The sequence below is a fragment of the Synechococcus sp. Cu2B8-bc1011 genome (assembly GCF_047302735.1).
GTDB lineage: Bacteria > Cyanobacteriota > Cyanobacteriia > PCC-6307 > Cyanobiaceae > Synechococcus_C.
The window spans coordinates 1,514,601-1,532,503 of record NZ_CP138915.1 but is presented as its reverse complement, the minus strand read 5'-3'; the positions used below and the strand labels follow the sequence as shown (position 1 = coordinate 1,532,503).

Genomic DNA, 17,903 nt, shown 5'->3' with positions numbered 1-17,903 from the left:
TGGCCACTGAAGCACTAGCCGCGTGCAGCGAGCTGGTCAATCTGTTGTTGGCGCATCGCAAATCTGCGGCGATCTGCCTCTGTGAATTGATCGATGCAATGCAAACACTGCACGCCCTTGATATAGCTCGGCAAACTCTGCTGCTCAGAAGACACCGGCAAACCGCAGGCGTGGCATAGGGAGTAGTCACCTCGTTCCAACTGATGGTTCAGCGCAACGCGCTGATCGAACACGAAACACTCCCCTCGCCAACGGCTGTTGTCCTCTGGAACCTCTTCGAGATAACGAAGAATGCCTCCACGCAAATGATGGATTTCGCCGAATCCCTGCTTTTGCAGAAAACTGCTGGCCTTTTCGCAACGGATACCTCCTGTGCAAAACATGGCAATCCGCTGAGGTCCCTCTCGCTCAATGCGAGGACGAAGCTCCTGATCCACCCAGTCGGGGAAGTCCCTAAAACTCCCCGTTTGCGGATTCAGAGCCCCAGCAAAACTGCCGATCGCCACCTCGTAAGTGTTACGAGCATCGATCACCAACGTATCGGGATCATCAATCAAGGCATTCCAATCTTTCGGATCCACATAGGTGCCGACACTGTCTCGAGGGTCCACTTGAGGCTGCCCAAGCGTGACAATTTCGCGCTTGCTCCTGGCCTTAAAGCGTCGAAACACTTGTTCGGGATTCCAGCTGTGCTTCACCTCCAGGCATTCGTAATAGGCATCACCCAGGGCAAGTTGGCTGCGTAAGCGGGCGAGCAATCGTTCCACTCCCGACGCGGGACCGCACACCGTGCCGTTCACTCCTTCAGCAGCGATCAAGACCGAACCGAGAACGGTTTCAGCCTGAGCCAGGGGAGGAAGGGCGGTTAGCAGCTCCTGTTGATCCGCCTCAGCTAACGGGGTAAAGGCATAAAACGCTGCGACGAGCAGATCATCTTTGCTCCCCTCAGCTCCCATCGCAGGTTCCATCAGGCAACAACAGCACTGTTGAAGACAGAGAGATCATCGCTCAATGCAACAAGCCGACCAAGATCAACTGACCTCAAAATGTCGCGCTCAGCCTTCATGGTCAGAACGGCATGAACGGCTTCTCCGGACATTGTTTGATAGGTGAGCACGTCAAAGCTTGTGGGATCTGATGAGACGGTGACTTGTGTCCCATCTCGCAAAAGATATTGAGCCACTGATCTAACAAGGAAAAAGTCGTTATGTCGTTTCGTTCGAGCCAAAGCAAGAGATGTCAGAAGATCCATGCACGGAGTCAACGCCTGCGCAACTAGAGACTGAACTACGCGGCCAGCTTCTCTGAACTTGTAAGCCAGTTGGCCTGCACACCGGCGGTGCGAAGCAACTCACGATCAGCCTCCACAGCAGGGTTTCCAGTCGTGAGGAGCGTTTCCCCATAAAAAATCGAATCCGCCCCAGCCTGCAGACACAAAATCTGAGCCTCCTGGCTGAGCTGTTCCCTGCCGGCACTCAGGCGAACCCGACTGCCAGGCATCAGGATCCGCGTGACAGCAATCATGCGAACCAACTCGATCGGATCGATGGGAGGGAGTTCCTCGAGAGGAGTGCCCTCCACCGCCACCAACGCGTTGATCGGGACGCTCTCAGGGTGGGGGTTGATCGACGCCAGCACCTGCAACATGGAAGCCCTGTCCCCAACGGTTTCTCCCATGCCAATGATCCCGCCGCAGCAGAGGGTCACACCCGCTTGACGCACCCGTTCAAGCGTCTCCAGACGTTCTTGAAAGGTCCGCGTGGTAATGATTTTGTTGTAGTGCTCAGGGCTGGTATCGAGGTTGTGGTTGTACGCGGTAAGACCCGCCTCAGCAAGACGTTGTGCCTGGTGATCGGTGAGCATGCCTGCCGTCACGCAGGCTTCCATGCCCAAGGCACGCACGCCACTCACCATCTGCAACATCGCCTCAAAAGGCGCACCATCGCGAATTTCACGCCAAGCCCAGCCCATGCAAAATCTGTCTGCACCCGCCTGCTTGGCCGCTTTCGCCCGCTCTAAAACAGGAGCAACCTGCAATTCGGGCTGGCCTGTGACATCACTGCTGTGATGCATCGATTGAGGACAGTAGGCACAGTCTTCTTCACACCCACCGGTTTTGACACTTAACAGCGAGGCCAACTGAACGTGATATCCAGGATTCGATGCACGATGCACCCCCTGGGCACGCCAAAGCAAATCCATTAGGGGAAGATCCAGAAGCGCTTCAATCTCGCTTCGCGTCCAGTCATGGCGCACTTCAACCGCTTCCGTCATCAACCCTGATAGAGAACCTCGAACCCTCAGGATCCCAGAGCATCGGCAATTAGACCACCAGCCCCCCAAAGCGACGGGTTCGGCTTTGATAATCCAAGAACGCACGCACTAAGGCCTCACGATCGAAATCGGGCCAGAGGACATCCGTAACGTGAATTTCAGCGTAAGCAAGCTGCCACAGCAAAAAATTGCTGATTCGATGTTCACCACTCGTGCGAATCAAGAGGTCGGGATCGATTTCACCAGCGGTGAACAGTTCGCCAGCAAGGGTCTGCTCGTCGATTTCGGAGGGATCAAGCTGCCCACTGGCTGCGCGTTCAGCCAGCCGTCTGGCCGCGACAACCAGCTCGTGCCGTCCTCCGTAGTTGGTGCAAACGTTGAAACGAATGCCATCGTTGGACGCCGTACGCTTCGTCGCCTCCTGGATCAAGGACTGAAGACGGGCAGGCAGGGGCTCAAGATCTCCAAGAAAACGGATCCGCACCCTCTCCGCCTCCAAGGCCTGAAGCTCGCGTTCCAGCACCCTCTCAAACAGCGTCATCAAAAAATTCACCTCATCGCCAGGGCGAGACCAGTTCTCCGTTGAGAAGGCGTAAGCGGTGAGAGCCTTCACACCCCAATTGCTGCATCGACGCAAGGTGGCTTTCAGGGCCTCAACGCCTGCCCGATGACCCATCACACGCGGCAAACCCCTTGATTGGGCCCAGCGTCCATTGCCATCCATGATCACTGCCACATGAGCCGGCAAACGCTGTGGACTGATCTCGGCAGGACAAAGCTCAATCCGAGAGTCATCTGAACTAGTGACCAAGCGTTGACTCAAAGCGCTGAGTCCTGGGAAGGATTTTTTACGCTACGTGAAGACCCGGTTTTCGCTGAGGTTGAGGACACCGGAGCCGCCATCAATTCGGTCAATAAATCTTGAAGACGAGAACTGGTGATTGGACGCTCGAGCTTGCCCTGATTCGCAAGCGACAACGTGCCAGTTTCTTCAGACACAACAACACAGATGCAGCGGTCGAAGCGCTCGGTAATGCCTAGAGCCGCAAGGTGTCTTGTGCCGTAGCGGCTAATGCCTTGACGCGAGAGAGGCAAGATGACGCCAGCGGAGATAATCCGATTTCCCTTCAGTACCACCCCACCATCATGGAGAGGTGTGTCTGAGGCAAACAAATTGAGCAATAGTTCACTGCTCAGCTGCGCATCAACGGTCACTCCTGGATTCAGGAAATCCTCGGGGCGTAAATCACTGCCTAAATCCACCACAATCAAGGCACCCCGTCGCGATTTAGACAGGCGACCCGCAGCATCAGTTAGTTGAGCGACGGTACTAGCGGTCGCTCTGAGCTTGCTTTGAGGATTGCCCAATAGAACGGCGAGCCGTCCCGTGCCGAGCAGTTCCATCAGCCGGCGCAATTCTCCCTGCCAAAGGATGGCCAAAGACAGCGAACAGGCAAGAACCAGTGCATCGACCAACGTCGATGTGAGCGGGAGATTGAAAAACCGTTTAACGAACCAGGCGAGAGCAACAAGAAACAGGTAGCCCCTTAACAGCCAAAGGGTTCGCTGCTCGTTGACTCTCGTGAAAAGAAGAAAACCGAGAGCAGAGGCGCAGAAAACGTCGATCAGCAGGCGAAGTTGCAACACCGCCATTGCGTTTACGCACCCCTCATGCTTTCAATCTCACTGTACCGAGCGCAGGCGATCTGGCATCAAGTCATAACGAAGTAAATCCTCTGGCTGCTCACGCCTCTGGATGAGTTCAGCCACTCCTTGATGCACCAACACAGCAGCAGGCCTCGGAATCCGGTTGTAGTTCGAGCTCATCGAGAGGTTGTAGGCACCCGTCGCCAGGACCACCAGCACCTCACCGCTCCGGCACGATGGAAACGACAGGTCCTTGAGCAACACGTCGCCGGATTCACAGTGCTTCCCGGCCAAAGTGATGGTTTCGTCTGCCTGCGCCAAAGGACGGTCAGCAAGATATGCCGTATAGAGCGACTGGTAGGTGATCGGTCGCGGGTTGTCGCTCATCCCACCGTCAACCGAGACGTAGGTGCGAATGCCTGGAACCACTTTGCGGGCGCCCACGGTGTAAACCGTCACGCCACTGGATGCCACAAGAGAACGGCCCGGCTCGCACATCAAACGAGGCAGCTCAAGACCACGCTCTCGGCACGCCTGGGTCACGGCTTCTGCCACCACCTTGACCCAGGCATCAATCGACGGTGGATCGTCGGATTCGACATAGCGAATTCCAAGTCCCCCGCCGACATTGAGATCTCGGACCGGATGACCAAGCTCCCGGGCCAACTTGAGGGCATCAGCCATGACAGCGGCCAAATCCCGATGCGGGTCGAGTTCAAAAATCTGAGACCCGATATGCGCGTGTAGACCTTCAACACGAGCCCAAGCACACCCAGCCAACGCTGTCAGCACGGGCTGCAACTGATCAGGATCAAACCCAAATTTGCTGTCTAGATGTCCCGTGCGGATGTACTCGTGGGTGTGGCATTCAATGCCAGGAGTGAAACGCAGCATCAAGCGAACCGGTGCACCGCCTTTAGGAACAAGCTCAGCAAGACAATCCAAATCGTGCTGGTTATCGGCCACCACCATCACCCCATGGCTGTAAGCGAGGGCGAGCTCCTCCACCGACTTGTTGTTTCCATGCAACACCATGCGTTCTGGCGGCATCCCTCCATCCAAAGCGGTGAGCAGCTCTCCAGCTGAAACGGCATCCAGACCAAGTCCTTCTGAAGCCACAAGACCTGTAAGAGCCAATGAGCTATGGGCTTTGGATGCATAAACGGCGAGAGAATCGCCGGGGTAATGACGTTTCAAAGCTTCCCGATACTCCCGAGCCGAGGCGCGAATACTCACCTCATCAAGAACGTAGAGCGGGGTTCCATAACGCTCTGCAAGTTCGCTCAGGCGACAGCCCCCCACCATCAGACGGCCCAGATCATCGAGTTCAGATGACACTGGAGCCAGATTCCGATTGGGGCTGACGGGATCACAGCCGGATTCAAAAGGGGTGGCCATGGAGTCGTCAGAGGCGGGCAGTGGGGGCAATCTAAGAAGCGATGCTTCTCAACCCTGACCCAAACAACGATCCGACTTAATCAATCGCATGTCTTGGCATGCCTGAAACTCGATGAGCGAGCTCTCAATGGTCTTTGGAATTCAGACCACTGGGAGCGCGAACTCTCTGATCCTCAAAGACTCTGTGTCGGAATCGCTGCCAGTGCAGACGACCTATTAGCAATGGCCTGTGGCTGGGTTGTCATGGATGAGCTGCAAATCACTCTGATTGCCGTTGATCCAGAGCAACGGCGCCGCGGATTGGGGCGAACTGTTTTGAAGCAGCTACTGGCGGATGCCAACAACGCTGGAGCCAAACAAGCGTGGCTTGATGTGGCCGAAGACAACCTTGGGGCACAGGCTCTATACAGCGCATTGGGCTTCAAAACCATTGGCCGCAGGGCCCGCTACTACCGCGATGGCAAAGACGCCTTGATTCAGTCGCTGGAGATGCAAAGAGAAGTCAAACTCACTTGAATCAATTCAGCATGCTGCTGGTAGGGATACCCGCCCTGATCAAACAGAAACCCGCACTACATTTCTGCATTGATTAACACTTTTTGGGAGGCTTACCCCAAATCACTACTGGGATCTGGGTTGGTATCGAGAGTGATCACAACAACTCTTTATCCCTGATAGCTTGGTTTCACCACTAAAGGCCCTCAAGATGTTCGAGCGGTTTACCGAGAAGGCCATCAAGGTGATCATGCTGGCCCAAGAAGAGGCAAGGCGCCTTGGCCACAACTTTGTTGGAACTGAGCAGATTTTGTTGGGTTTGATCGGTGAAGGCACCGGCGTTGCGGCCAAGGTGCTCAAGTCGATGGGCGTCAACCTCAAGGATGCTCGGGTCGAAGTTGAAAAAATCATCGGCAGAGGCTCAGGTTTCGTTGCAGTCGAAATTCCCTTTACCCCACGTGCCAAGCGCGTCCTGGAGTTGTCTCTGGAAGAAGCAAGGCAGCTGGGTCACAACTACATCGGCACGGAACACCTTCTCCTGGGCCTCATTCGCGAAGGAGAGGGCGTAGCGGCGCGCGTTCTCGAAAATCTCGGTGTGGATCTGGCGAAGGTTCGCACTCAAGTGATTCGCATGCTCGGCGAAACAGCAGAGGTGGGTGCTGGTGGTGGTGGCGGATCCAAAGGATCCACCAAAACCCCAACATTGGATGAATTCGGCACCAACCTCACCCAACTAGCCACTGAGGCAAAACTGGACCCGGTGGTTGGACGCCACAAAGAGATCGATCGAGTGATTCAAATTCTCGGCCGACGCACCAAAAACAATCCGGTTCTTATTGGAGAACCTGGTGTTGGCAAAACCGCAATTGCTGAGGGCCTTGCTCAACGGATCCAGCAGGGTGACATTCCAGACATTCTCGAAGAGAAGCGTGTTCTCACCCTCGACATTGGCTTGCTCGTTGCAGGCACGAAATACCGCGGGGAATTTGAGGAGCGACTCAAAAAGATCATGGAAGAGATCAAAGCTGCCGGCAATGTGATCTTGGTGATCGACGAAGTTCACACGTTGATTGGTGCTGGCGCAGCTGAAGGTGCCATTGATGCAGCCAATATCCTGAAGCCTGCCTTAGCGCGTGGCGAACTTCAATGCATCGGCGCAACCACGCTTGATGAATACCGTAAACATATCGAGAGGGATGCGGCCCTAGAGCGTCGTTTCCAGCCCGTCATGGTGGGTGAGCCTTCTATTGCCGACACCATTGAAATTTTAAGAGGGCTGCGTGAGCGCTACGAGCAGCACCATCGCCTCAAAATCACAGACGCGGCCCTCGATGCAGCAGCAACACTGGGTGATCGCTACATCTCCGATCGCTTCCTTCCAGACAAAGCCATTGATCTCATTGATGAAGCTGGAAGCCGAGTTCGTCTGCTGAATTCCAAGCTGCCTCCTGCAGCGAAGGAAGTGGATAAAGAGCTCCGCGCTGTCCAGAAGGAGAAGGAGGATGCCGTTCGCGACCAAGATTTCAATCGCGCGGGAGAATTACGCGACAAAGAAGTTGAGTTGCGTGAAAAGATTCGCACGTTGCTCCAGAGCAGCCGTGAAGAAACCCCAGCGAATGGAGGAGATGCTGACACCAGCGCAGCTGCATCTGTTGGTGAAGCTGTGACCTCTGATGCAACAGATTCATCAACAGCACAAACTCAACTTCTCACCACTCCGGTCGTTGATGAGGAAGACATCGCTCACATTGTGGCCTCATGGACTGGGGTTCCTGTTCAAAAACTTACAGAAAGTGAGTCAGTCAAATTGTTGAACATGGAGGAAACTCTCCACAAGCGTTTGATCGGACAAGACGAAGCCGTCAAAGCAGTTTCCAAGGCGATTCGTCGAGCGCGGGTTGGCCTGAAAAATCCAAATCGGCCGATTGCAAGCTTCATTTTCTCAGGACCTACAGGTGTCGGGAAAACAGAACTCACGAAGGCACTCGCTGCCTATTTCTTTGGTAGCGAAGAAGCGATGATCCGTCTTGATATGTCGGAATTCATGGAGAGGCATACTGTCAGCAAACTGATCGGTTCTCCTCCTGGATACGTGGGATTCAACGAAGGAGGACAGCTGACAGAAGCGGTGCGGCGGCGTCCCTATACGGTTGTGCTATTTGACGAGATTGAGAAGGCTCATCCCGATGTCTTCAACTTGCTTTTGCAACTTCTAGAAGACGGGCGTCTAACCGATTCCAAAGGAAGAACCGTTGATTTCAAAAATACTTTGATCATCATGACCTCGAACATCGGTTCGAAAGTGATTGAAAAAGGTGGTGGCGGTTTGGGCTTCGAATTCTCTGGTGAAAACGCCGATGAAAATCAGTACAACAGAATCAAATCGCTAGTTAATGAGGAGCTGAAGCAGTACTTCAGGCCAGAATTCCTTAATCGTCTCGATGAAATCATTGTCTTCCGTCAACTCAATCGTGAAGAGGTGAAAGACATTGCGGAAATCATGCTCAAGGAAGTTTTTGCTCGAATTGGTGACAAAGGGATTACTTTGACGGTGTCCAACGCCTTCAAAGAGCGTCTTGTCGAGGAGGGATACAACCCTGCTTACGGTGCAAGGCCCCTGCGTCGCGCGGTCATGCGCCTTCTCGAGGACAGCCTGGCGGAGGAAGTCCTCACCGGCCGTATCAAAGAAGGAGATTCCGCTGAAGTGGACATCGACCATGACAAAAAAGTGGTTGTTCGCCACCTCAACACAGCAACCCCAGTGACACCTCAATTGGCCAACGCTGGGGTCTGAGGCAAAGCATGACCACGTCGTTGGTTTGCCACACACATGCCATTGCTCCTTCCCGTGTCATTCGGGGAGAGCAAGCATGGAAACGTGGTCTTTCAGCCATTGCTGACCTCTGTCAAAGACCGGCACTGCTTGGGCGTAGTCCCGCAACCCAAGCCATTCGTGCTGGTTTAAAAGCTGATCTCATTGCAAACGATCTGTCCGTTGAAGAGGTTCAACTCAACTTCGATTGCTGTGAGGATGACCTCATTCGCCTCGAGGCCTCGCTGAAGGCAACCGCGTGTGACTCCGTGATTGCAGCAGGAGGAGGCAAGGTTTTAGACGCAGGAAAACTCCTTGCCTACCGTCTCAAAGTTCCTTGCATCACGGTGCCGCTGAGTGCCGCAACCTGCGCAGGTTGGACAGCTCTCGCCAACATCTATTCACCAGATGGAGCGTTTGTTTCCGACGTGGCACTCGATGCTTGCCCAGATCTCCTGATTTTTGATCATGGACTGGTTCGTCAAGCACCGACTCAGACTCTTTCGAGTGGCATCGCCGACGCCCTGGCCAAGTGGTACGAAGCCTCTGTGGGTAGCGGATCCAGTACGGACGGAATGATCCAACAGGCCGTTCAAATGGCCCGAGTACTACGCGATCAACTCTTGATTGATGCCCTTGATGCCATAGCTCGTCCTGAGAGTGAGGCCTGGGTCCGAGTTGCTGAAGCCTGTGGTCTGACCGCAGGAGTGATCGGTGGCCTAGGAGGAGCGCAGTGCAGGACGGTTGCGGCCCACGCGGTCCATAACGGCCTAACGCAATTGCCTTCCTGTCACGGCAAGTTGCACGGAGAAAAAGTGGGATTTGGCATTCTGGTGCAGCTCCGGCTTGAAGAACGCCTTGGTGGCAATCAATTGGCCGCCCAATCCCGTCGCCAACTTCTGCCCTTACTCAAGGAGCTTGCTCTACCCGTTTCGCTTCAGGATCTTGGGCTTGGAGAAACAGGGTTGCATGACTTACGCGCCATTTGCAGCTTCGCCTGCCGGCCAGGATCCGACCTACACCATCTCCCCTTCGAGGTCACAGAGACCGATCTTCTTGAAGCTCTCGTAAGCACCGACGCAGACAGTCGCCCTATCAATACGTCTCTGGAGACTGAAGCTTGACCAACAAGGGCATTCTCGAGAACGCAGCCTCCACACTTCTCGATCCTCTGGCCCGTGAACAGCTCAAAGGCTTGGACTGGTTGGAACTCTCCTGCACCGATGGGGGGGCAGACCACTATCCAGTGGTGACAGTGGGCAGTGGGCCACCAGTGCTGTTACTGCATGGATTTGATAGTTCCAATCTGGAATTCCGACGTCTGGTGCCCTTGCTCAAAACCAACCACACACTGATCATTCCCGATCTCTTCGGATTCGGGTTTTGCCCAAGACCAGAACGAACCAGCTACGGACCTGAGCTCGTCCTCAAACATCTCAATGCGCTGCTGGGCAACTTGCCAACAAACGAAGCTATCGGGGTAATCGGGGCATCGATGGGTGGCTCTGTTGCAATGGAACTCGCACGGCGGCATCCCGACCGCATCGATCGCTTGCTGCTTCTGGCTCCCGCAGGACTGGACGGCAAACCGATGCCACTACCTCCAGTTCTGGACCAACTGGGGGTGTGGTTCTTGGGCAGACCTGGCGTGAGACGAGGGTTGTGCAGACAAGCCTTTGCCGATCCAGACAGCAGCGTTGGCGAACCAGAAATTGAGATTGCATCCCTGCACCTCAAGGTGCCTGGATGGGCGCGTTCCCTAGCGGCCTTCGCCCGCAGCGGCGGGTTCGCAGGTTGCGGTTCCCCACTTCCCTCTCAGCCCCTGCATGTGCTCTGGGGTGAGCAAGATCGGATCTTGCGGGCTCCTCAAAAACGTTCCGCTGAGGAGCTATTGGGAGACAAGCTTGAATCGGTTGCCCATTGCGGGCATCTTCCCCATCTCGATCAACCGGATTTGGTGGCAAAACGCTGGCGGGGATCAGAATGCTTTCCATGAATGCAAACAGTTCTGGGCCTCTGCTCCAACTGCTCTCCAATGGTCTGCAGATTTGGATCCGAGGACAATGCGATGAAGTGGGTGAGTTGAAGCTGAATCTCCAAGGATCGGCCTTGCAACTCCTGCGGGGCAAGCTGGAAGGCGTGTCCCTAACCGCCCGCAAGGTGAGTTTTCAGAAACTCCCCCTTCTGCGTGCTGAGCTGAAAACGAGTTCACTCCAAGCACACATCAATCCCTCCCATCCTGGCCAACCGATTCAGCTCTCCCATTCCTTCAACATTGATGGGGAGGTGGTGTTCAACGGAGCCGATCTCAATCGAGCACTTGCCAGTGATCGCTGGAGCTGGCTGGGAGATCTCCTCAGTGAGCAATTGATGGGGCTGACGCCTCTTCGTTCCTTGAGCATCGACGACGACTTACTTGAATTGCAGGCCGCCGTGATTGCAACGCAAGATCCTGTGCGCGCTCGGTTCGGTCTAAAAGCCTCAGAGGGCACCATTCAGATCACCCATCTCGAGACAGGAAAATCGTTGTTATTGCCGATGGATCCCGGCATTCACATTCAAAAAGCTCACCTCAAAGCTGGCCAATTAATTCTTGAAGGGACAGCAACTGTCAGTCCCTGAGCTGATTTTTTTAAGAGTTAGTTTGCGATCAAAGCATCACCAAAATCAAGGCGTAATACACCACCGCAGGAGTAAACAAATAACTATCAATCCGGTCAAGAATTCCCCCATGGCCAGGGAGAGCATCGCCAGAGTCTTTAACGCCTGCATCGCGTTTCATCATCGACTCAGTGAGATCTCCAACGAGCGCAAATAGCGCCACCAGTGCCCCAAGCAAGCCTCCAGTGAGCCATCCCAGGGTCCACCCCATGAGGCTAGCCATCAAAGCTCCCACCACAACGGAGCACAACGCACCTCCGATCGCCCCCTCAATCGTTTTCGACGGAGAGATAGGGGACAAAGGATGACGTCCAAATCGTCGACCAATCATGTAAGAACCAATATCACTCGCAACGACCATCAAGCAGGCAGCAAGTGTGATCAATAATCCCGATGAAAGCCAGGAATTATCAAGACTTAAACGTTGCAAAATGGGAGCAAGATCAACATCAGTGAGATTGCGAAGTCTTAACCAATGGCTTGGCAGGAAACCGAGATAAAACAACCCGAAGATTGAAGCGGCAATGTCGGCAATCGATCCTGTGACGGGCTGCAATAGCAACCAACCGCAGATTGCTGCACCCGATAAAGGCAGCACTGCATCAGGCAAAAGAGCCGGAAGACCTCCTGAATTGGCCCACTGCGTGCTGAAGAGCAAGAGCTGGCATGCCACGAGCGTTGTTTTCGTGGCAGGCCTCATGCCTTTGAACTGGGCCATTCGGAAAAATTCCAACAAACCCAGATGCACGATCACCCCCAACGCGAGCGTGAACCACCACCCGCCGAGGCCCACCACCAACAAGCCAAAAGCGCCAGCAAGCAATCCACTGAGCAAGCGCTTGCGATCAAAACCCTTCTTGGTTTTGCCTTGGCTGCTGCTTGCTACGTCTGAAATCACCCCAGTTAGGCCTGCGGCTCTTCAGCCAGAACTTTCACCATACCGGGCACCTGTTCCGGCCATCTTCGGTGCAGACTCAACAACCACTCCAAGCGATCCGATCCAATTCTTTCGCCAGGGATGAGCAATGGAATGCCTGGCGGATAAGGACAAATCATTTCGGCGGCAATGCGTCCAGCACTGTCGTGGATAGACAGCTCACACGCTGGAGCCCGAACAGCAAGCGCTGGAAGCAGTTCAGGCGTTGAACAGATCTGTAATGGCGGCAAGAGTAACGGGTCCAAAGGCCCAGAACTGGGGTGAGACGCCTGGAGCCTGCGCCAAAGTCGTTGCATGCGTTGGGCCAACCCACGCTGAGACGCTAAGCCCAGGCAAAAGGTCAAACAAAAGGGTTCTGGCAGTTCGGCGATCAATCCACGCTGCATCAACCATGCATCGGCATCCAAACCACTGATTCCCTTCTCCGCCGTCACCAAAATCAAACGCAAGGGGTCATCACTGCGTCTCAATGGCAGTCCTGCAGCATCAAGTCGAGCGGCAAGCTGACGGGCCTGTTTCAATCTTCGCTGCAGCAAACGCTCCCACCTTGGGGTCAGCATCCAATTCAAAGTGGCCTCACAGGAAGCCAACAACAAGGCACTGGGGCTGCTGGTCTGAAACCTGAGCAATGACGCTTGCACTGCTGCAGAATTCACACGCGTGCCTTGAAGCCAAAGCACAGCTGTCTGCCCTAGACCAGGTGCTGATTTGTGCAAGGAATGCACGACGAGGTCAGCGCCCGCATGAAGGGAGGATCGAGGTAAGGCTTCCCCACCAGCGAAAGCAAAGTGGGTGCCATGCGCTTCATCCACAAGCACGGGCAAGCCGAGACGATGCAGGACTGCGATTAAAGGGGTTGGGTCGGACGCATAACCGTGATAGGTGGGATGCACCAACACGGCGCCCACGATCGACTCAGGAATGGAAGGAAGGGCTGTGAGCGCGCTCTCCAACCCCTGCGCAGACATCGCACCTGGATGTCCACGATCAGAGAGGAATGGAACAGGTAAAAACACAGGCCGAATCCCTCCCAACACGCAGGCGGCAATCAAGCTGCGATGCGCGTTGCGCGGCAATAACACCGCCTGGCCAGGTCCAGCCAGGGCAGAAAGCGCTGCTTGAAGCAAACCGGTTGAACCGTTGACACCGAACCAACAAGCGGCAACACCCAACTGGGAAGCCAGTCGTGCTTGCGCATCTGCAACAGCACCTTCCTTCTCAAGAGGCCCACCAATCTCAGGAAGTTCTGGAAGATCCCAACTACCGGGTGGCTGCCGCAGCAGACGCTTCAGAGCTGGCGGCAAGGATCTGCCCCGACCATGCACCGGCAAATGCAGAGACTGCCGCTGGTCAGGCCGTAGCAACGGAATTAAGGAGTGCATAAGGGCCTGCGCTTCTTCAGTCCAGCCAAATCGATCGCTTTACCAACTTGATCGCAACGAACGTTGATCACTCAGAACACTGATCGCGTAGGGCAGGGGGCGCAAACAAGCCCATGAAACGATTGAAAGGAACAACCTGCCTAAGATTCACGCTCTTAAGACTGAAACGTGTTGGATATGGCAGAGCGAACCAGTTTGGCCAACAACACCCAATCGAAAGACGTTTGTAAAGCCCAGATGCGCTACGCACCGGGAAAAGATGCGCGCTGGCTCTTACTGAGACCCTGGATTTATCTACCGCGGCTGTTCCAAATCATCTGGGCACTGACTGGTTTAGTGGTCAGCTTGCTACTTCGTGGCAGAAGCAAAGATTCCGAGGTGCAGCGCAAACTGGCCAGAACCCTGCTTCGCACCCTGACAAATCTGGGGCCCTGTTTCATCAAAGTGGGACAAGCGCTGTCCACACGGCCTGATCTGATCCGACGCGATTGGCTCGATGAACTCACCAAGCTTCAGGACGATCTTCCCTCTTTCGATCACGCGATCGCACTTCAAACCGTTGAAGAGGAGCTAGGAGCTCCGGTGGAGCAACTCTTCGAAGACTTCCCCGACGTGCCTGTTGCTGCAGCCAGCCTGGGTCAGGTCTACAAGGCTCGTTTGCATGGTCAGCATTGGGTTGCCGTGAAGGTGCAGCGGCCCAATCTCGCCTTTATTTTGCGCCGCGACATGGTGCTGATTCGCACCCTGGGCGTTTTGGGTGCACCTTTTCTACCTCTCAACTTGGGCTTCGGATTGGGAGAGATCATCGATGAGTTTGGTCGCAGCTTGTTTGAAGAAATTGATTACTACTGCGAAGCCGACAACGCCGAACGCTTTTCAGCCCTGTTTGCTGATAATCCAGCCGTCACGATTCCAAAAGTAGAGCGACTGCTTTCAGCAAGGCGTGTGCTCACCACCTCCTGGATTCATGGAACCAAGATGAGAGATCGGCAGGAGTTGAAAGCTCAACGTCTCAATCCCCCCGCCCTCATCCGCACGGGTGTCATCAGCGGCCTACAACAACTTCTCGAATACGGATACTTTCATGCAGATCCTCACCCAGGAAACTTATTTGCCCTGAGTGGTCAAACAGGAGATCTCGGTCACGTGGCCTACGTGGACTTCGGAATGATGGATTCGATCAGTAATTCCGACCGTTTAACACTCACTGGTGCGGTCGTTCACCTCATTAACAAAGACTTTTCAGCCCTGGCCAACGATTTCCAAACGTTGGGATTTTTGGCACCTAACGCAGATCTGGAGTCGATCATTCCTCCGCTGAGAGAAGTGTTGGGCGGAAGCCTGGGTGACTCCGTGGGAACCTTCAATTTCAAAGCCATTACCGATCGCTTTTCGGAATTGATGTACGACTATCCATTCCGAGTGCCAGCTCGGTTCGCCCTCATCATCCGCGCAGTCGTGAGCCAGGAAGGTCTTGCCCTTCGCCTCGATCCAGAGTTCAAAATCATTGCAGTGGCCTACCCCTACGTGGCCAAACGTCTCCTAGCTGGAGACACCAAAGAGATGCGCGAAAAACTGTTAGAAGTCTTGTTTGATTCAGAAGGGCATCTTCGCCTCGAACGACTGGAAAGCCTGCTCGCAGTCGTAGGCAGTGATGCTCCCACACCTGGCGCTGAGCTGATTCCAGTTGCAGGGGCAGGTTTGCGCTTACTGCTGAGTAAGGATGGCGCCGACCTACGCAAACGAATGCTGCTCACCCTTGTGCGGGACGATCGCCTCAGCACAGAAGACATCAGGTCCCTGACCTCCCTGATCGGACGCACCTTCAGCCCTCGTCGCATAGCTGGGCGCATGCTGCAACAACTGAACCCACTAGCTGCCGCTTAGGGTCCCCCAACACGTTCACCTCAAACTCACAACCTCATTGTTATGGGAGTAGCCCCTGACCTCATGCCCATCGAGTTAGATCAAGCCGACCTTGATGCGCTCAGTGATTTCTTTGGTGATCTTGATCCCAGCGAAATCTTGCTGGAATACACGCCCATCAACCAACCGCCCTATCTCGTCGCAGGTCTGGGGCTAGCAATCGGAGTGTTGTGCGGCCTCACTTTTGCGAAGCTGATCCAGATTCGATTAGATGGCTGGAAGCAAGATCGCCTCGCCCTTTTGCCCCTTGGCACGGCAGAAGTCACGATGAGCTATGCAGGTACTCTCCTCGGCATCACCCTGTTCATCGGCGGGTCGCTTCAAGTCTTTGGGTTTGCTTCAGGCGCTGGATACTTAGTTGCCATGCTGCTTTCTCTTCTCACAGGTGGGGCTTTATGGGTGCAATTGGAACGGTTAATGACTCAAGTGGAGTCAGGCAATTTCAAAGCAGTTGACTTCGACAACTTTGACGAATTCTTCTAATTCAAGTTTTAAACAAGGACATAGGCCTGGAGTTGTTCGTCACCGCGACGGAGCATCTCCAAGCCTTCACGCTCGAGTCTTCGCGTCCGATCGCGACTCATCTTCATGGATTTAGCAATACCCGTGAGACTCATCGGCTCCTCCCCATCCATTCCATAGCGCATTCGCAACACTTTTCCCTGCAATTCAGGCAGCTGGCTCAACAGATCCCGCAGGTCTCCCTTCAAGCATTCACCTTCCACCTGTTCTGACGGCAACTCCGCATCACCCGCCAACAATTCCAGCAGCTCGGTGTCATCGCCATCCCCCACCTTCATCTCCAAACTCACAGGCTGGCGGGCACGGCACATCAGATCCTTCACCTCCTCCTCTGGAAGTTCCACAAAGGACGCCAGTTCCGTCACCGATGGCGTGCGGCCCAGCTCTTGGCTCAACTCCCGTTGGCCTTTCTTCAGCTTGTTCAGCATTTCGGTGATATGGATCGGCAGGCGAATCGTTCGGCTCTTCTCCGCAATCGCGCGGGTGATGCCCTGACGAATCCACCAGTACGCATAGGTACTGAACTTGTAGCCGCGGGTCGGATCAAATTTCTCCACTCCACGCACCAAACCAATCGTTCCCTCCTGGATCAGATCCAGCAGTTCCATATTCCTCTTGGTGTATTTCTTGGCGACGCTCACCACCAACCTCAGGTTGGCCGCCACCATCCGCTCCTTGGCGCGGCGGCCCGCCTGCAGCTTTCGCTTCAGTTGCGCCGCACTCACACCTGCAGCTTTGGCGAACTCATCTCTGGCAACCTCCTCTCCACCACGCTGATCCTTGAGTTCCGCTTCTAACGCCTCTAAATCCATCAACTCCTGCACCTGACGGCCCAGGGTGATCTCCTGCTGATGACTCAACAACGGCACTCGGCCGATGTCTCGTAAATACGAACGCACAAGGTCAGCATCAGGAAGCAGAGCCAAGGGCGCCATCAGCAATTACGAAACACTTCCGTTTCCTAAACTACCACTTTTTCCGATTTTCTTCACGTTGTCGCCCCCGTTTTCGACTTAACAGAATGAGCCATGACGGGATCAAAACAGCGGAAGAGACGAAGGCCTTTGCGCTGTTCAACGATGATCACTGATCGGTGTCAAGGAGTGAGCTGGTGACCCGCCAACGGTTGCAAAAACTGATCGCAGCTGCAGGGATCTGTTCGCGACGACACGCTGAAGAGCTTTTGCGCGAAGGCAGGGTCAAGGTGAATCAAGTCACAGCTGGACTTGGCGACCAAGCCGATCCAAACATCGACCGCATCGAGGTGGATGGCCGTCCCCTCTCTCAGGCATCGAGTCCCAGGCTGCTCCTGCTCAACAAACCCCGGGGTGTGATCAGCAGCTGCAGTGATCCGCAAGGACGTGAAACTGTTCTCGACCTCATCCCACAGGCTCTCCGGCGAGGTCTCCACCCCGTTGGTCGGCTGGATGGAGACAGCCGAGGAGCACTCCTCTTAACCAATCAAGGCGCGATCACCTTGCAGCTCACTCACCCCCGCTACGCCCACAGCAAGACCTACAAGGTTCAGGTCAGAGGTACGCCCACCAACGCAACACTGAATCGCTGGTGCAACGGCGTGGAATTGGATGGCGTACCCACACAACCGGCAGAGGTGTCTCTGCTGAAACAAGGAGCGAACCAATCCCTTTTAAAAGTGATTCTCAGGGAGGGAAGGAATCGCCAAATCCGCAGAGTGGCCGATGCTCTTGGCCACCCGGTGTTGGATCTTCAACGAACAGCGATCTCCTCCATTGATCTCGGTTCTTTGCCGGAGGGCCACTGGCGTGAGTTAACACGTTCAGAATGGAACTCCATCCGTTTGGAACGGAACGAGTGCTCCTCATAACGG

Annotated in this window: 17 protein-coding genes; 8 read left to right on the top strand and 9 right to left on the bottom strand. The window is 54.8% G+C overall.

What is annotated here, in order from left to right; translation table 11 throughout:
* Positions 1-14: 14 nt before the first annotated feature.
* The 6 genes from SIC18_RS08030 to lysA all read right to left on the bottom strand — a co-directional run bounded on the left by SIC18_RS08030 (position 15) and on the right by lysA (position 5,319).
* Complete coding sequence (locus SIC18_RS08030; RefSeq protein WP_413429260.1) at positions 15-968, bottom strand: rhodanese-related sulfurtransferase; 954 nt, start codon at positions 966-968, stop codon at positions 15-17.
* Positions 968-1,183: a hypothetical protein gene (locus SIC18_RS08025; protein ID WP_413429259.1), complete on the bottom strand. Its 216-nt coding sequence runs from the start codon at positions 1,181-1,183 to the stop codon at positions 968-970. The genes SIC18_RS08030 and SIC18_RS08025 overlap by 1 nt, the downstream gene beginning before the upstream one ends.
* Positions 1,184-1,287: 104 nt before the next feature.
* Positions 1,288-2,274, bottom strand: a complete 987-nt coding sequence (gene bioB / locus SIC18_RS08020) for a biotin synthase BioB (RefSeq protein ID WP_413429257.1) — start codon at positions 2,272-2,274, stop codon at positions 1,288-1,290.
* A gap of 49 nt (positions 2,275-2,323) precedes the next feature.
* On the bottom strand, positions 2,324-3,097 hold the full coding sequence (locus tag SIC18_RS08015) for an isoprenyl transferase (RefSeq protein ID WP_413429256.1): 774 nt from the start codon (positions 3,095-3,097) through the stop codon (positions 2,324-2,326).
* Complete coding sequence (gene cdaA / locus SIC18_RS08010; RefSeq protein WP_413429254.1) at positions 3,094-3,927, bottom strand: diadenylate cyclase CdaA; 834 nt, start codon at positions 3,925-3,927, stop codon at positions 3,094-3,096. Before cdaA ends, SIC18_RS08015 begins: the two co-directional genes overlap by 4 nt.
* Positions 3,928-3,957: 30 nt before the next feature.
* Positions 3,958-5,319, bottom strand: a complete 1,362-nt coding sequence (gene lysA, locus SIC18_RS08005; protein ID WP_048346255.1) for a diaminopimelate decarboxylase — start codon at positions 5,317-5,319, stop codon at positions 3,958-3,960.
* Positions 5,320-5,412: 93 nt separating this feature from the next.
* On the opposite strand from lysA, the gene rimI reads away from it, so the two are divergent.
* From rimI to SIC18_RS07980, 5 genes are all read left to right on the top strand, one after another.
* Positions 5,413-5,835, top strand: a complete 423-nt coding sequence (rimI, locus tag SIC18_RS08000; RefSeq protein ID WP_413429253.1) for a ribosomal protein S18-alanine N-acetyltransferase — start codon at positions 5,413-5,415, stop codon at positions 5,833-5,835.
* A gap of 190 nt (positions 5,836-6,025) precedes the next feature.
* Positions 6,026-8,608, top strand: coding sequence for an ATP-dependent Clp protease ATP-binding subunit (locus tag SIC18_RS07995; RefSeq protein WP_048346253.1), 2,583 nt, complete (start codon positions 6,026-6,028; stop codon positions 8,606-8,608).
* 8 nt (positions 8,609-8,616) lie between these two features.
* Complete coding sequence (locus tag SIC18_RS07990) at positions 8,617-9,750, top strand: iron-containing alcohol dehydrogenase family protein (protein ID WP_413429252.1); 1,134 nt, start codon at positions 8,617-8,619, stop codon at positions 9,748-9,750.
* Positions 9,747-10,622 (top strand): alpha/beta fold hydrolase, encoded by an 876-nt coding sequence (locus SIC18_RS07985; RefSeq protein ID WP_048346251.1) that lies wholly within the window; start codon positions 9,747-9,749, stop codon positions 10,620-10,622. Before SIC18_RS07990 ends, SIC18_RS07985 begins: the two co-directional genes overlap by 4 nt.
* Complete coding sequence (locus SIC18_RS07980; protein ID WP_413429251.1) at positions 10,610-11,248, top strand: DUF2993 domain-containing protein; 639 nt, start codon at positions 10,610-10,612, stop codon at positions 11,246-11,248. The genes SIC18_RS07985 and SIC18_RS07980 overlap by 13 nt, the downstream gene beginning before the upstream one ends.
* Before the next feature lie 28 nt (positions 11,249-11,276).
* Here the strand turns inward: SIC18_RS07980 and SIC18_RS07975 are convergent, their stop codons facing one another.
* Both SIC18_RS07975 and SIC18_RS07970 read right to left on the bottom strand, forming a co-directional pair.
* Positions 11,277-12,185 carry a phosphatidate cytidylyltransferase gene (locus SIC18_RS07975; RefSeq protein WP_413429249.1) on the bottom strand — a complete coding sequence of 303 codons (909 nt, stop codon included), beginning with the start codon at positions 12,183-12,185 and terminating at the stop codon, positions 11,277-11,279.
* A 5-nt stretch (positions 12,186-12,190) separates the two neighbouring features.
* Positions 12,191-13,606, bottom strand: coding sequence for an aminotransferase class I/II-fold pyridoxal phosphate-dependent enzyme (locus SIC18_RS07970; RefSeq protein WP_413429248.1), 1,416 nt, complete (start codon positions 13,604-13,606; stop codon positions 12,191-12,193).
* A 237-nt stretch (positions 13,607-13,843) separates the two neighbouring features.
* Here SIC18_RS07970 and SIC18_RS07965 point away from each other — a divergent pair, with 237 nt between their 5' ends.
* Both SIC18_RS07965 and SIC18_RS07960 read left to right on the top strand, forming a co-directional pair.
* On the top strand, positions 13,844-15,493 hold the full coding sequence (locus SIC18_RS07965; protein WP_413430526.1) for an ABC1 kinase family protein: 1,650 nt from the start codon (positions 13,844-13,846) through the stop codon (positions 15,491-15,493).
* 42 nt (positions 15,494-15,535) lie between these two features.
* Complete coding sequence (locus SIC18_RS07960) at positions 15,536-16,015, top strand: hypothetical protein (RefSeq protein WP_048346247.1); 480 nt, start codon at positions 15,536-15,538, stop codon at positions 16,013-16,015.
* Positions 16,016-16,023: 8 nt separating this feature from the next.
* Here SIC18_RS07960 and SIC18_RS07955 read toward each other — a convergent pair whose 3' ends face one another.
* On the bottom strand, positions 16,024-16,989 hold the full coding sequence (locus SIC18_RS07955) for an RpoD/SigA family RNA polymerase sigma factor (RefSeq protein ID WP_413429247.1): 966 nt from the start codon (positions 16,987-16,989) through the stop codon (positions 16,024-16,026).
* 176 nt (positions 16,990-17,165) lie between these two features.
* Here SIC18_RS07955 and SIC18_RS07950 point away from each other — a divergent pair, with 176 nt between their 5' ends.
* Positions 17,166-17,900 (top strand): pseudouridine synthase, encoded by a 735-nt coding sequence (locus tag SIC18_RS07950; RefSeq protein ID WP_413429246.1) that lies wholly within the window; start codon positions 17,166-17,168, stop codon positions 17,898-17,900.
* Positions 17,901-17,903: the final 3 nt, after the last annotated feature.

Excerpts from the sequence above, each read along its gene's own strand:
- SIC18_RS07980 (WP_413429251.1), top strand. The coding sequence starts at position 10,610 with ATGCTTTCCATGAATGCAAACAGTTCTGGGCCTCTGCTCCAACTGCTC.
- lysA (WP_048346255.1), bottom strand. The coding sequence starts at position 5,319 with ATGGCCACCCCTTTTGAATCCGGCTGTGATCCCGTCAGCCCCAATCGG.
- SIC18_RS07955 (WP_413429247.1), bottom strand. The coding sequence starts at position 16,989 with ATGGCGCCCTTGGCTCTGCTTCCTGATGCTGACCTTGTGCGTTCGTAT.
- SIC18_RS07970 (WP_413429248.1), bottom strand. The coding sequence starts at position 13,606 with ATGCACTCCTTAATTCCGTTGCTACGGCCTGACCAGCGGCAGTCTCTG.
- SIC18_RS08030 (WP_413429260.1), bottom strand. The coding sequence starts at position 968 with ATGGAACCTGCGATGGGAGCTGAGGGGAGCAAAGATGATCTGCTCGTC.
- bioB (WP_413429257.1), bottom strand. The coding sequence starts at position 2,274 with ATGACGGAAGCGGTTGAAGTGCGCCATGACTGGACGCGAAGCGAGATT.
- cdaA (WP_413429254.1), bottom strand. The coding sequence starts at position 3,927 with ATGGCGGTGTTGCAACTTCGCCTGCTGATCGACGTTTTCTGCGCCTCT.
- SIC18_RS07995 (WP_048346253.1), top strand. The coding sequence starts at position 6,026 with ATGTTCGAGCGGTTTACCGAGAAGGCCATCAAGGTGATCATGCTGGCC.
- SIC18_RS07990 (WP_413429252.1), top strand. The coding sequence starts at position 8,617 with ATGACCACGTCGTTGGTTTGCCACACACATGCCATTGCTCCTTCCCGT.
- SIC18_RS07960 (WP_048346247.1), top strand. The coding sequence starts at position 15,536 with ATGGGAGTAGCCCCTGACCTCATGCCCATCGAGTTAGATCAAGCCGAC.
- SIC18_RS07965 (WP_413430526.1), top strand. The coding sequence starts at position 13,844 with ATGCGCTACGCACCGGGAAAAGATGCGCGCTGGCTCTTACTGAGACCC.